12 protein-coding genes are annotated in these 13598 nt (G+C 72.5%); 7 read left to right on the top strand and 5 right to left on the bottom strand.

Annotation, left to right across the window (positions count from 1 at the left end):
- Nucleotides 1–5: 5 nt before the first annotated feature.
- Together ABR738_RS25725 and ABR738_RS25720 are read right to left on the bottom strand one after the other, a co-directional pair.
- The gene (locus ABR738_RS25725) at nucleotides 6–974 is read right to left on the bottom strand and encodes a DeoR/GlpR family DNA-binding transcription regulator (protein ID WP_350232314.1); all 969 of its coding nucleotides are present in this window, start codon (nucleotides 972–974) and stop codon (nucleotides 6–8) included.
- A gap of 153 nt (nucleotides 975–1127) precedes the next feature.
- On the bottom strand, nucleotides 1128–2567 hold the full coding sequence (locus ABR738_RS25720) for an NAD(P)H-quinone dehydrogenase (protein WP_350232313.1): 1440 nt from the start codon (nucleotides 2565–2567) through the stop codon (nucleotides 1128–1130).
- Nucleotides 2568–2791: 224 nt separating this feature from the next.
- Between ABR738_RS25720 and ABR738_RS25715 the strand changes: the two genes are divergently transcribed.
- The 4 genes from ABR738_RS25715 to ABR738_RS25700 all read left to right on the top strand — a co-directional run bounded on the left by ABR738_RS25715 (nucleotide 2792) and on the right by ABR738_RS25700 (nucleotide 7386).
- The gene (locus tag ABR738_RS25715; protein WP_053728283.1) at nucleotides 2792–3229 is read left to right on the top strand and encodes a gamma-glutamylcyclotransferase family protein; all 438 of its coding nucleotides are present in this window, start codon (nucleotides 2792–2794) and stop codon (nucleotides 3227–3229) included.
- Between the two features lie 222 nt (nucleotides 3230–3451).
- Nucleotides 3452–4276 (top strand): purine-nucleoside phosphorylase, encoded by an 825-nt coding sequence (locus ABR738_RS25710; protein WP_350232312.1) that lies wholly within the window; start codon nucleotides 3452–3454, stop codon nucleotides 4274–4276.
- A 52-nt stretch (nucleotides 4277–4328) separates the two neighbouring features.
- The gene (locus tag ABR738_RS25705; protein ID WP_350232311.1) at nucleotides 4329–5990 is read left to right on the top strand and encodes a phospho-sugar mutase; all 1662 of its coding nucleotides are present in this window, start codon (nucleotides 4329–4331) and stop codon (nucleotides 5988–5990) included.
- Nucleotides 5991–6162: 172 nt separating this feature from the next.
- Nucleotides 6163–7386: a putative hexosyltransferase gene (locus ABR738_RS25700; protein ID WP_502964139.1), complete on the top strand. Its 1224-nt coding sequence runs from the start codon at nucleotides 6163–6165 to the stop codon at nucleotides 7384–7386.
- Between the two features lie 30 nt (nucleotides 7387–7416).
- Here the strand turns inward: ABR738_RS25700 and ABR738_RS25695 are convergent, their stop codons facing one another.
- The 3 genes from ABR738_RS25695 to ABR738_RS25685 form a co-directional block, all read right to left on the bottom strand.
- Nucleotides 7417–8052: a PH domain-containing protein gene (locus tag ABR738_RS25695; protein WP_350232310.1), complete on the bottom strand. Its 636-nt coding sequence runs from the start codon at nucleotides 8050–8052 to the stop codon at nucleotides 7417–7419.
- 37 nt (nucleotides 8053–8089) lie between these two features.
- Entirely contained in the window at nucleotides 8090–8713 is a 624-nt protein-coding gene (locus ABR738_RS25690) for a class F sortase (protein ID WP_350232309.1), read from the bottom strand.
- 83 nt (nucleotides 8714–8796) lie between these two features.
- Complete coding sequence (locus ABR738_RS25685) at nucleotides 8797–9918, bottom strand: hypothetical protein (RefSeq protein ID WP_350232308.1); 1122 nt, start codon at nucleotides 9916–9918, stop codon at nucleotides 8797–8799.
- A gap of 243 nt (nucleotides 9919–10161) precedes the next feature.
- Between ABR738_RS25685 and deoC the strand changes: the two genes are divergently transcribed.
- From deoC to ABR738_RS25670, 3 genes are read left to right on the top strand one after another with little or no spacing between them, the layout of a single operon-like run.
- Nucleotides 10162–11118 carry a deoxyribose-phosphate aldolase gene (deoC, locus tag ABR738_RS25680; RefSeq protein ID WP_350234740.1) on the top strand — a complete coding sequence of 319 codons (957 nt, stop codon included), beginning with the start codon at nucleotides 10162–10164 and terminating at the stop codon, nucleotides 11116–11118.
- An 11-nt stretch (nucleotides 11119–11129) separates the two neighbouring features.
- Complete coding sequence (locus ABR738_RS25675; protein ID WP_350234739.1) at nucleotides 11130–12596, top strand: aldehyde dehydrogenase family protein; 1467 nt, start codon at nucleotides 11130–11132, stop codon at nucleotides 12594–12596.
- A complete protein-coding gene (locus ABR738_RS25670) occupies nucleotides 12597–13511 on the top strand; it encodes an aldehyde dehydrogenase family protein (protein WP_350232307.1) in 915 nt (304 codons plus the stop codon).
- The last annotated feature ends 87 nt before the right edge of the window (nucleotides 13512–13598 follow it).

Below are 13598 nucleotides of genomic sequence, written 5' to 3'. Positions count from 1 at the left end.
AAGGACTAGCGCCGGCGCAGATCCGCCACCCTCGCGCGCTCGGCGGGGCTCCCGGGGCCCTGCGGCTCGCCCATCGCCGCCGCGCTGCGCAACTGCGGCCCCGTACCGGGCGCGTGGGTTCGGCGCTGGCCGGGCAGCGGCATGTCGCGGCGCGGCGGGCGGCCGGGGGCGGCCTCGCCCGGTGGCGCCCCGGCGGCGCCGGCCACGGCGATCTGCACCCCCTGGTCGGCGAGCGCCTGGAGCTCGGTGGCGGCCCGGTCGTCGTGGACCGGCGGCTCGTCGGTGACCAGGCGCGTGATGACGTCCGTCGGCACCGTCTGGAACATGGTGTCGGTGCCGAGCTTGGTGTGGTCGGCCAGGACCACGACCTCGGCAGCCGCCTGGACCAGGGCGCGGTCCACGCTCGCGGAGAGCATGTTGGAGGTGGACAGGCCGCGTTCGGCGGTCAGGCCGCTGCCCGACAGGAAGGCGCGCGAGACCCGCAGGCCCTGGAGGGACTGCTCGGCACCGCTGCCCACCAGGGCGTAGTTGGAGCCGCGCAGGGTGCCCCCGGTCATGACGACCTCGACCCGGTTGGCGTGCGCCAACGCCTGGGCCACGAGCAGGGAGTTGGTGACGACGGTCAGGCCGGGGATACGCGCGAGCCGGCGGGCCAGCTCCTGCGTGGTCGTCCCCGCGCCGACCACGATGGCCTCGCCCTCTTCGACGAGACCGGCCGCGAGGTCGGCGATGGCCGTCTTCTCCGCGGTCGCTAGATGGGATTTCTGCGGGAAGCCGGATTCGCGGGTGAAACCGCCCGGCAGCACCGCACCGCCGTGGCGGCGGTCGAGGAGTCCTTCGGCCTCCAGCGCCCGCACGTCCCGCCGTACGGTCACTTCGGAGGTCTGGACGACGCGGGCGAGCTCACGGAGCGATACCGCCCCGTTGGCGCGCACCATTTCGAGGATCAATTGACGACGTTCTGCAGCGAACACGGAACTGACAGTAACCTGGGCGGCCGAATGTTCTCAGCAGTTTCCGCCGAATAACGGAAGGTGCACCCAAAGGGGGTCGGCAAGTGGTATACGTCCCGCGCGTCCCGCCGGGACGCCCGCCGCACTCGCCAACCCCCTGTCCCACCAGGCGAGTTACGCCTCTCCGGCCTTCTTGCGGGTGTGCAGCTGGCGCGCCACCTCGGCGATCGATCCCGAAAGCGAGGGGTACACGGTGAACGCGTTCGCGATCTGTTCCACCGTCAAGTTGTTGTCGACCGCGATCGAGATGGGGTGGATCAGTTCGCTGGCGCGCGGCGCGACGACGCAGCCGCCGACGATGATGCCGGTGCCGGGGCGGCAGAAGATCTTCACGAAGCCGTCCCTGATGCCCTGCATCTTGGCGCGGGGGTTGCGCAGCAGCGGCAGCTTGACGACCCGGGCGTCGATCTTGCCCGCGTCCACGTCGGCCTGGGTGTAGCCGACGGTGGCGATCTCGGGGTCGGTGAAGACGTTGGAGGAGACCGTCTTCAGGTTGAGCGGGGCCACCGCGTCGCCCAGGAAGTGGTACATCGCGATGCGGCCCTGCATGGCGGCGACCGAGGCCAGCGCGAAGATGCCGGTCACGTCGCCGGCCGCGTACACGCCGGGCGCGGAGGTGCGCGAGACCTTGTCGGTCCAGATGTGGCCGGACTCCTTGAGGCGTACGCCCGACTCCTCCAGGGCCATGTTCGCCGTGTTGGGGACCGCGCCGACCGCCATGAGGCAGTGGGTGCCGCTGATGACGCGGCCGTCGGAGAGGGTGACCTCCACGCGGTCGCCGACGCGCTTGGCGGACTCGGCGCGGGAGCGGGCCATGACGTTCATGCCCCGGCGGCGGAAGACGTCCTCCAGTACGGCGGCCGCGTCCGGGTCCTCGCCGGGCAGCACGCGATCGCGCGAGGAGACCAGGGTGACCTTGGAGCCGAGCGCCTGGTAGGCGCCGGCGAACTCGGCGCCGGTGACACCCGAGCCGACCACGATCAGCTCTTCCGGCAGCTCGTCCAGGTCGTACACCTGCGTCCAGTTGAGGATCCGCTCGCCGTCGGGCTGCGCGTCGGGCAGCTCGCGCGGGCTGCCGCCGGTGGCGATCAGCACGGCCTCGCAGGTCAGCATCTCCTCGGTGCCGTCGGCGGAGGTGACGATCACGTCCCGGGTGCCGTCGATGCCCTGGGGTCCGGCGAGCCGGCCCCGGCCGCGCATGACCCGGGCACCCGCGCGGGTCACGGAGGCGGTGATGTCGTGGGACTGGGCGAGCGCGAGGCGCTTGACACGCCGGTTGACCTTGCCGAGGTCCACGCCGACCACGCGCGCGGCCTGCTCATCGGGCGGGGTGTCGTCGGCGACGAGGATGCCCAACTCCTCGTACGAAGAGTCGAAGGTGGTCATCACCTCGGCCGTCGCGATCAGGGTCTTCGACGGTACGCAGTCGGTCAGCACCGACGCCCCGCCCAGACCGTCGCAGTCCACGACGGTCACCTCCGCACCGAGCTGGGCGCCCACCAGGGCCGCCTCGTATCCGCCCGGTCCGCCACCGATGATCACGATCCGCGTCACGAAAAAGTCCGCCTCGTAGTGTCGATCCCGGCCTGCCTGCCCGCCCGGCCGGGGGTCCGGGGCGGGGCCCCGGGGGAACGCAGTACATACCTCATTGTCCCGCACGCTTCAAGTGTCTTCGCCCCGGGGGCGCCATTCGGCCGTCGTGACGCGCTGTCGCGAGCACTTCGCCCGGGCGGGCCGTGCGAAGTGCCCCCGCGGGCCACTGTCGTACCCTCGACACCATGTCGCTCTACGCCGCGTACGCCGGCAACCTGGATCCGCGGCTGATGACCCGCCGCGCCCCGCACTCACCGCTGCGCGGCACCGGCTGGCTCAACGGCTGGCGCCTGACGTTCGGCGGGGAGCAGATGGGCTGGGAGGGCGCCCTCGCGACGATCGTCGAGGCCCCGCGCTCGCAGGTCTTCGTCGCCCTGTACGACATCGCGCCGCTCGACGAGGAGTCGATGGACCGGTGGGAGGGCGTCGGGCTCGACATCTACCGCCGGATGCGGGTGCGGGTGCACACCCTGGACGGCGAGGACGCGGCCTGGCTGTACGTCCTGAACGGGTACGAGGGCGGTCTGCCCTCGGCCAGATACCTCGGTGAGCTGGCCGACGCGGCCGAGTCGGCGGGCGCGCCCCACGACTATGTGATGGAGCTGCGCAAGCGCCCCTGCTGAGCCGCGCCCCAGGTCAGGGGCGTCCGGCGGCGGCGCGGGACCGGGCTTTGGTGCGAAGCCACAAACGGATCCGGCGAGTCCGTTATCCTCGGACATCTACGCGCGTAGGACTTCAGCGGTTACGCTCGTGCGCGTACTTCTTCTTTACCGGGGGAAAACCCCCCGGACCCGGCCGGACAGTCACCGGGCGGGACGACGTTCCTTCGCGAGGCGAGAGACCCAGTGAACGCATCTGCCACCCCGGACCAGCTCCAGGACGACCCTTACGCGGCCGCCGACGCCGCCGCCGCGCGCCTGCGTGAGCTCACCGGCGCCGAGACCCACGACGTCGCCCTGGTGATGGGCTCCGGCTGGGCCCCCGCCGTCGACGCCCTTGGCTCCCCCGAGGCCGAGTTCCCCGTGACCGAGCTGCCCGGCTTCCCGGCCCCGGCCGTCGAGGGCCACGGCGGCAAGATCCGCTCGTACAAGATCGGCGCCAAGCGCGTCCTGGTCTTCCTCGGCCGCACCCACTTCTACGAGGGCCGCGGCGTCGCCTCCGTCTCGCACGGCGTGCGCACCGCCGTCGCCGCCGGCTGCCGGACCATCGTGCTGACCAACGGCTGCGGCGGTCTGCGCGACGGCATGCGCCCGGGCCAGCCGGTCCTCATCAGCGACCACATCAACCTGACGGCCACCTCGCCGATCGTGGGCGCCAACTTCGTGGACCTCACCGACCTGTACTCGCCGCGCCTTCGCGCGCTGTGCAAGGAGGTCGACGAGACGCTGGAAGAGGGCGTCTACGTCCAGTTCCCCGGCCCGCACTACGAGACCCCGGCCGAGATCAACATGGTCCGCGTGCTCGGCGGCGACCTCGTCGGCATGTCCACCGTGCTCGAAGCCATCGCCGCGCGCGAGGCCGGCGCGGAGGTCCTGGGGATCTCGCTCGTGACCAACCTCGCCGCCGGTCTGACCGGTGAGCCGCTCAACCACGAAGAGGTGCTCCAGGCCGGCCGTGACTCGGCGGCGCGCATGGGTGAACTGCTCACCCGGGTACTCGACCGCATCTGAAATCCCTTCACAAGCCCTCCCCCCCGAGCCCCCTCCCCGAAAGGCTGACATCGTGACGCAGGACCTGATCGCGCGGGCCGAGGCCTGGCTGGCCGAGGACCCGGACAGCGAGACGCGCGAGGAGCTGGCCAAGCTCATCGAGAGCGCGTCCGACGCCGGGCACGCCGCGGACCTCGCCGCGCGGTTCAGCGGCACGCTCCAGTTCGGCACCGCGGGGCTGCGCGGCGAGCTGGGCGCCGGGCCGATGCGGATGAACCGTTCGGTCGTCATCCGCGCCGCCGCCGGGCTCGCCGCGTACCTCAAGGCCAAGGGGCAGGGCGACGGGGTCGTCGTCATCGGCTACGACGCCCGCTACAAGTCCGCGGACTTCGCGCGGGACACCGCGGCGGTCATGGTCGGCGCGGGGCTGCGGGCCATGCTCCTGCCCCGGCCGCTGCCCACGCCCGTACTGGCCTACGCCATAAGGCACTTGGGCGCCGTCGCCGGTGTCGAGGTCACCGCGAGCCACAACCCGCCGCGTGACAACGGCTACAAGGTCTACCTCGGCGACGGCTCCCAGATCGTGCCGCCGGCCGACGCGGAGATCGCCGCCGAGATCGCCGCCGTCGCCTCGCTGCACGACGTGCCGCGCCCCGAGAGCGGCTGGGAGGTGCTGGGCGAGGAGGTCCTTGAGGCCTATCTGGCGCGTACGGACGCCGTCCTGACCCCGGGCTCCCCGCGCACCGCCAACGTCGTCTACACGGCGATGCACGGCGTCGGCAAGGACGTCCTGCTCGCCGCGTTCGCCCGGGCGGGCTTCCCCGAGCCGGTGCTCGTGACCGAACAGGCCGAGCCCGACCCGGCGTTCCCGACGGTGGCCTTCCCCAACCCGGAGGAGCCGGGCGCGATGGACCTGGCGTTCGCCACCGCCCGCCGCGTGGAGAGCCGGGACGGCGGGGTGGACCTCGTGATCGCCAACGACCCCGACGCCGACCGCTGCGCCGCCGCCGTCAAGGACCGCGACGGCCAGTGGCGGATGCTGCGCGGCGACGAGGTGGGCGCGCTGCTCGCCGCCCACCTGGTCGCCAAGGGCGTGAGCGGCGTGTTCGCCGAGTCGATCGTGTCGTCCTCGCTGCTCGGCCGCATCGCCGAAGCGGCCGGGCTCGGGTACGAGGAGACGCTGACCGGGTTCAAGTGGATCGCCCGCGTGGAGGACCTGCGGTACGGCTACGAGGAGGCGCTCGGCTACTGCGTCGACCCCGAGGGCGTGCGCGACAAGGACGGCATCACGGCCGCCCTGGTCTTCGCCGAGCTGGCCTCCGTCCTGAAGGAGCAGGGCCGCACGGTCCTGGACCTGCTCGACGAACTGGCCCTGGCGCACGGCCTGCACGCCACCGACCAGCTGTCGGTGCGCGTGGAGGACCTGACGGTGATCTCCGACGCGATGGCGCGCCTGCGCGAGCAGCCGCCCCTCTCGCTCGCCGGCCTCGCGGTGACGAAGGCCGAGGACCTGACGGAGGGCACCGAGCACCTGCCGCCCACCGACGGCCTGCGCTACTACCTGGAAGGCGCCCGTGTGATCGTGCGCCCGAGCGGCACCGAGCCCAAGCTCAAGTGCTACCTGGAGGTCGTCGTGCCGGTCGCGTCGGCCGACGAGCTGGACGCGGCGCGCGCCAAGGGCGCCGAGCTCCTGGCCGGCATCAAGAAGGACCTCGCGGCGGCCGCCGGCATCTGACGGCGCGGGCGAGGAACGCAACCGGGGCGGTGGTCAAGGGACCACCGCCCCGGTCCTGCTTTCGGGTGATTTCGTACGGCGGTTGACGCAGCGGTGCCGCAATCGGCGGGGGCGCGCGCGAAAGGGTGGCATCCACCCCCTCGCGCCCTGTCCGAGCCAAGGAGCTGTCGCAGTGCCCCCGACCGCGCCGTCCCCCGCGACGACCACGGGCCGTCGCGGGCCCGTACCCGCCGCCCGCAGACGACCGGGACCGCGCGGCACACCCGGCCGGCCCCCGGCCACCGCCCTGGCCCGCGCCGCCCTCGCCCACGCGGGCCCCGCGCTCGCCGGCTACCTCGCGGTCCGCCTCCTGGGGACGCTGGTCCTCGCCAAGTGGGCGCACGCGCGCCACCACGGCCTGTGGCCGGTGCTCGCCACGTCCTGGGACTCCAACTGGTACCTCGGCATCGCGGCCCACGGCTATGTGCTGCCCGCCGACCCCAAGGAGACCAGCAACCTCGCCTTCTTCCCGCTGTACCCGGCCCTGGAGAAGGCGGTCGCGGCCGTCACGCCCGGCTCACGTGCCGGCGTGGGGCTGCTGCTGGCCGTGGGCTTCTCGCTGGTGGCCGCGTGCGGGGTGTTCGCGGTCGGGAGCCGGCTGCACGGCCGGCGCGCCGGCACCTGGCTCACGGTGCTGTGGGCCGCGCTGCCGGTCGGGGTGGTGCAGTGGATGGGCTACACCGAGTCCTTGTTCACCGCCCTGACGGCGTGGGCGCTGCACTGTGTGCTGGCGCGGCGCTGGGTCCTGGCGGGCGCCCTCGCGGCGCTCGCGGGCCTGACCCGGCCCACCGGGGTCGCGCTCGCGGCCGCCGTCTCGCTGGCCGCGCTCGCCGCCCTCGTACGCGGCCGCCGCGTGGAGTGGCGCACGGCTCTGGGGGGCCTGCTCGCGCCGGCCGGCTGGTGCGGCTACGTGGCCTGGGTGGGGCTGCGCGTCGGACGCTGGGACGGCTACTTCGCGGTGCAGAAACGATGGGACAACCAGTGGGACGGCGGCATCGGCACCCTGCGCGACATCCGTGAGCTGCTGGTGTACGCCCAGCGCCCGCCGCTGTTCCTGGTCCTGGTGACCCTGGTCCTGATCGGGTCCTGCGCGCTCTACCTGCTCTGTCTCGCCGACCGCCAGCCACTGGTGCTGCTCGTGTTCACCGGGGCGCTGCTCCTGGTCGTGCTCGGCAGCGGCGGGGTCTACTTCCCCCGGGCCCGCTTCCTGGTCCCGGCCTTCCCGCTGCTGCTCCCGGTCGCGCTCGCGCTCGCGAGGGCCCGGCGGGCGCCGGCCCTTGTGGTGCTTGCCGCGGCCGCCCTGTCCTCGGCGTGGGCCGGCGCGTACATGCTGCTCGTGTGGCCGGGCCCGCCGTGAGCGGCCCGGCCCGCGCCCGGCCCCAAGGCCTCAGCCGATGGCGAGCAGTACGGCGAACACGAGCGCGCCGGCCACGGCGGGCGCGATGACCTCGTACGCCCAGCGGACGCTCACGGTGCCCTGCGCGCTCTCGCGGGAGGCGCCCTGTTCGGCGAGGTCGCGCAGGTCCCGGATGGACTGGTCGGCGGCCGCCAGGCGCGCCTTGTCGTCGGTGACGTCGGCGCTCACCGAGGCACCGCGCCGGTCGCCGAGCGCGGCCGCCCTGGCCTGCTGGCGGGCGGCCCGCTTGCGCCCGCGCAGCGACACGGGGATCGCCCACATCTGGTACTTGCGCCCCGAGTGCGCGTAGACCTCGCTCGAATACCCGGCCCGCACGTCCGCCACCGCCGACCAGGGCAGCGTGATCGTACGGAAGGGGTTGCGCACCAGGAGCCGGTCGGCGCTCGCGAACACCGCCGGGCGCAGGCTGAAGGCGACGATCAGCGGCACCACGCACAGCAGGACGGCGAGCGCCAGCCAGGGGGCGTTGCCGTGGCCTTGGAACACGGCGTCGATGCCGAGCCAGAGGCAGAGCGCGAGCAGCAGCGCGCCACCGGCGATACCGGCGGATGAGCGGTAGGTACGGTCGGCGTAGGCCGGCTCGGCGGGCGGCGTGGGGCTCGTCATGGCCCGATTCTGCCTCACACCTTCGGGGGCGGCCGCGCTAGCCCACCAGATCCGCGTACACGATGATGTTGTCGGGCCGGTGCCCGCCGGTCAGTTCGCCGCCGCAGGTGACGATCCGCAGTTCGGGGCGGTCGGTGTTGCCGTAGACCTTCTGCGTCGGAAACGTCTTCTTGTCGACCTGTTCGAGCGCGCGGACCTTGAACTGCGCGGTCTTCCCGTCGGCGCGCTCGACCGAGACGGTGTCGCCCGCCTTGATTTTGGAGACGTTCTTCAGGACCGCGGGCCCCTGGACCGTGTCGAAGTGCCCGATGAGCACGGCGGGCCCGGTCTGGCCCGGGGTCACGCCCTTGTCGTACCAGCCGATCTTGTCGGCGTCGGCGACGGCGGGCACCTCCACGGTGCCGTCGGCGGCGAGTCCGAGGTCGAGAACCGGACTCGCGTCGACGCCGGCCGCCGGGATCCGTACGCGTACCGGCTTGGAGGCGGGCAGGGCGGTCGCGGGGGCGGAGGAGGCGGCGCTGGGTGCGGCGCTGGCGGACACGATGTTCGGGGGCGGGGTGGCGGGCTTCGCGGCGCTCGCGCCACAGCCGGTGACCGAGGCGCCGAGCGTGAGCAGGAACAGAGCGGCGGCGGCCGAACGGGCCACGCGGGTGCGGGACATGGGGCGCTCCGGGAGACGGAAGAGGGGCGGGCCCACTGGGGGCCCGCCCGGGGCGAGACGGTATGAGTGACGGCAGGAGACGGTCAGACGCGGCCGGCCGCGCGCCGGCGCAGCGCCACGAACCCGATCCCGCCGGCTACGGCGGCCGTCGCCGCCCCGCCCGCGACCAGGACACCGGTGTCACTGCCACCCTGCTGGAACTCGGCGCCGGCCGCGACGGCGCCCTTGGGAACGACGGTGGTCTGGCCGCCGTTCTGGACCGGTGCGTTGGCCGGGGTCTTGGCCGCCGCGGCGGTGGCGCCGGTGGCCGCCTTGGCGGGCGTGCCGCTCGCGCACCCGGCCGGGAGCTCGGGGAAGGCGCTGTAGGTGTAGGGGGCGCTGCCGCCCTGGGTGCGCTGGCCGAGCTTGGGCGTGGCGGACTTCGCGCCCTCGATGATCACGCCGGCGCCGAGGTCGCTGGGGTGGGCGCGGTCGACGGTGGCCCCGGCCTTGAGCGCGCTGTCGCGCAGGACCGCCTTCGGACCCTCGGGGCCGATGGTGAGCTTCACCGAGCCGCCGTCGTGGAAGACGCTGGTGACGACGGTGCTGACAATGCAGCCGGAGCGGCTGTCGGTGTACTCGGAGTACACCTGGCCCGTCTTGGAGCTGAGGGTCACGTGCATCCCCCGGTAGAACCCGTCCGCGTCCCATCCGGTGGCCCGGGTCTGAAGGACCGTCACGGACTTGCCGCCGGCGGCGGCCACGGCGCTGTACTGGCCAGGACCGGACTTGGTCACCTTCACCGACTCGCCGTCGACCAGCTTGTACGTCACGCCCGTCTCCGTGCAGGACTTGGGCAGCGCGGGGAAGGCGTGCGACTGCCAGGCGGTGTCGCCGCCCTGGGAGCGCTGGTAGAAGACGGGCGCGCCGCCCTTGGGCTCCTCGATCTTGATGCCGTCGGCCAGATCGGTGGGGTGGGCCCGGTCCACGGTGGCGACCGCCTTGCCGTCCGCGTCCCGGAGCACCGCGATCGGGCCGGTGCCGGGGTCGCTGGTGAGCGAGACGGACATGCCGCCGAAGGCCGAGGGGATCTTTTCGGTGACCTGGCAGGGTCCGGACTGCGCGAAGGCGGTCGCCGGGGTGAGGAGGGCCCCGGCGACGGCGGCGGTGGCGACGGCACCGGTGGCGATCGCGGCGCGGAGCGAGGTGCGGGTGTAGGTCGACATGAACGACTCCATGACGCAGGCCGGCCGAGCGGCCGGAAGAGGAAGAAGCGGAGGTCGCATGCCGCCTCCTCTGCCGGGTGGGGCCGCTGAGGCTGGGCGGGGCTGCAAGAAGAAACTTATGGAGCAGCTGTGCGAGAAGCGTCCGCCCCGTGTCACGGGCGTGTGACAGGCCTCACCGGCAGCCACCTGCGCCCGGAGGGCTGTACAGGAAGCTACGCGCGTAGATATGCTCATCTGGTGACCATGCCCACCAATGCACCTTCTGCTGCCCTCGCCGACGCGACCGCGTCCGACGGCGCGCTGCGTCGCTTCCTCCACGGGCTCCCCGGCATCGACCCGGTGGGCCTGGAAGCGCGTGCCGCGTCCCTCGGCACCCGCTCGATCAAGACCTCGGCCAAGGCCTACGCCATCGACCTGGCCATTTCGATGATCGACCTGACGACGCTGGAAGGCGCGGACACCCCGGGCAAGGTCCGGGCGCTCGCCGCCAAGGCCGTCAACCCCGACCCGACCGACCGCACCACCCCGCACACCGCCGCCGTCTGTGTGTACCCGGACATGGTGGCGACCGCCAAGGAGGTGCTGAAGGGCTCGGACGTCAAGGTCGCGTCCGTCGCCACCGCCTTCCCGGCGGGCCGCGCCGCGCTGGCGGTCAAGCTCGCCGACGTACGGGACGCGATCGCGGCCGGCGCCGACGAGATCGACATGGTGATCGACCGGGGCGCGTTCCTGGCCGGTCACTACCTCAAGGTCTACGAGGAGATCGCGGCCGTCCGCGCCGAGTGCGGCGACAAGGCCCGCCTCAAGGTCATCTTCGAGACCGGCGAGCTGTCGACGTACGACAACATCCGCCGCGCCAGCTGGCTCGGCATGATGGCCGGCGCCGACTTCATCAAGACGTCGACGGGCAAGGTCGCCGTCAACGCCACCCCCGCCAACACCCTGGTCCTGCTCGAAGCCGTACGCGACTTCCGCGCCCAGACCGGCACCCAGGTCGGCGTGAAGCCGGCCGGCGGCATCCGCAACACCAAGGAAGCCATCAAGTTCCTGGTCCTGGTCAACGAGACCGTGGGCGAGGGCTGGCTGGACAACCACTGGTTCCGCTTCGGCGCCTCCTCGCTGCTCAACGACCTCCTGATGCAGCGTCAGAAGCTGGCGACCGGCCGTTACTCCGGCCCCGACTACGTGACGGTGGACTGATCACCATGGCAATGGAAAAGCAGAAGGCCGCGTTCGACTACGCGCCCGCTCCCGAGTCCCGCTCGGTCGTCGACATCGCGCCGTCCTACGGCCTGTTCATCGACGGCGAGTTCACCGAGGCAGCCGACGGCAAGGTCTTCAAGACCGTCTCGCCCTCCACCGAGGAGGTCCTGTCCGAGGTCGCCCGGGCCGGCGCCGAGGACGTGGACCGGGCCGTCAAGGCCGCCCGCAAGGCGTTCGTGAAGTGGTCGGCGCTGCCCGGCTCCGAGCGCGCCAAGTACCTGTTCCGCATCGCCCGGATCATCCAGGAGCGCAGCCGCGAGCTGGCCGTCCTGGAGACCCTGGACAACGGAAAGCCGATCAGGGAGACCCGCGACGCGGACCTCCCGCTGGTCGCCGCGCACTTCTTCTACTACGCGGGCTGGGCCGACAAGCTCGACCACGCCGGGTTCGGTGCGAACCCGCGCCCCCTCGGCGTGGCCGGCCAGGTCATCCCGTGGAACTTCCCGCTCCTGATGCTGGCCTGGAAGATCGCCCCGGCGCTCGCCACCGGCAACACGGTCGTCCTGAAGCCCGCCGAGACCACCCCGCTCTCCGCGCTCTTCTTCGCCGACATCTGCCGCCAGGCGGGCCTGCCCAAGGGCGTCGTCAACATCCTCACCGGTTACGGCGACGCGGGCGCGGCCCTGGTCGAGCACCCGGACGTGAACAAGGTCGCCTTCACCGGCTCGACCAACGTCGGCAAGGCCATCGCGCGTTCCGTCGCGGGCACCGACAAGAAGGTCACCCTGGAGCTGGGCGGCAAGGGCGCCAACATCGTCTTCGACGACGCCCCCATCGACCAGGCCGTCGAGGGCATCGTCACCGGCATCTTCTTCAACCAGGGCCAGGTCTGCTGCGCGGGCTCGCGCCTGCTGGTGCAGGAGTCGATCCAGGACGAGCTCCTGGACTCGCTCAAGCGCCGCCTGTCCACGCTGCGCCTGGGCGACCCGCTGGACAAGAACACCGACATCGGCGCGATCAACTCCGCCGAGCAGCTCGCCCGTATCACCGCGCTCACCGCGACCGGCGAGGCCGAGGGCGCCGAGCGCTGGAGTGCCCCGTGCGAACTGCCGTCGGCTGGTTACTGGTTCGCGCCGACGCTGTTCACCAACGTCACCCAGGCGCACACCATCGCCCGTGACGAGATCTTCGGCCCGGTCCTCTCGGTGCTGAGCTTCCGCACCCCCGACGAGGCCGTCGCCAAGGCCAACAACAGCCAGTACGGCCTCTCCGCCGGCATCTGGACGGAGAAGGGCTCGCGCATCCTCGCGGTCGCGGGCAAGCTCCGCGCCGGCGTGGTGTGGGCCAACACGTTCAACAAGTTCGACCCGACCTCGCCGTTCGGCGGCTACAAGGAGTCGGGCTTCGGCCGCGAGGGCGGCCGGCACGGCCTGGAGGGCTACCTCGCCCCGTCGAGCCCGGAGGGTGAGCGCTAAATGAGCACCGTTGACAAGAGCCAGAAGAGCGAGCCGACGCGGCTGAGCGTCTTCAAGACCTACAAGCTGTACGTGGGCGGGAAGTTCCCGCGTTCCGAGAGCGGCCGGGTGTACGAAGTGGTCGACAGCAAGGGCACGTGGCTGGCCAACGCTCCCCTGTCCTCCCGCAAGGACGCGCGGGACGCGGTCGTCGCCGCCCGCAAGGCGTTCGGCGGCTGGTCGGGCGCGACCGCGTACAACCGCGGCCAGATCCTCTACCGCGTCGCGGAGATGCTGGAGGGCCGCAGAGGCCAGTTCGTGCGGGAGGTCGCCGACGCCGAGGGCATCTCCAAGCACAAGGCCGCCGCCGTCGTGGACGCGGCGATCGACCGCTGGGTCTGGTACGCGGGCTGGACCGACAAGATCGGTCAGGTCGTGGGCGGGGCCAACCCGGTCGCGGGCCCCTTCTTCAACCTCTCCACCCCCGAGCCGACCGGCGTTGTGGCGGTCCTGGCCCCCCAGGAGTCGTCCTTCCTCGGCCTGGTCTCGGTGATCGCGCCGGTCATCGCGACCGGCAACACCGCGGTCGTCATCGCCTCCGAGAAGGCGCCGCTCCCGGCGCTCTCGCTCGGCGAGGTGCTGGCCACGTCCGACCTGCCCGGCGGCGTGGTCAACGTCCTGTCCGGCCGCACGGCGGAGATCGCGGCGCCGCTGGCCGCGCACCAGGACGTCAACGCCATCGACCTGACGGGCGCGGACGCCGATCTCGCGCGCGACCTGGAGATCGCGGCGGCGGACAACCTCAAGCGCGTGCTGCGCCCGGGCCCCGTGGACTTCACCGCGGACCCGGGCACCGGCCGCCTCACCGCGTTCCTGGAGACCAAGACGGTCTGGCATCCGACGGGTTCGCTCGGCGCGTCCGGCTCGGCGTACTGAGCCGGCGCGTCCTCGCGCACGTCACACGGAAGGGCCCCGCCGGCGCCGGCGGGGCCCTTCTCGCGCCCTCCCGTGGCTTCCCCGCAT

It is taken from the genome of Streptomyces sp. Edi4, from assembly GCF_040253615.1.
Lineage (GTDB): Bacteria > Actinomycetota > Actinomycetes > Streptomycetales > Streptomycetaceae > Streptomyces.
Note: the sequence above shows the minus strand (reverse complement) of the source record. Positions and strands in the feature narration are given on the sequence as shown.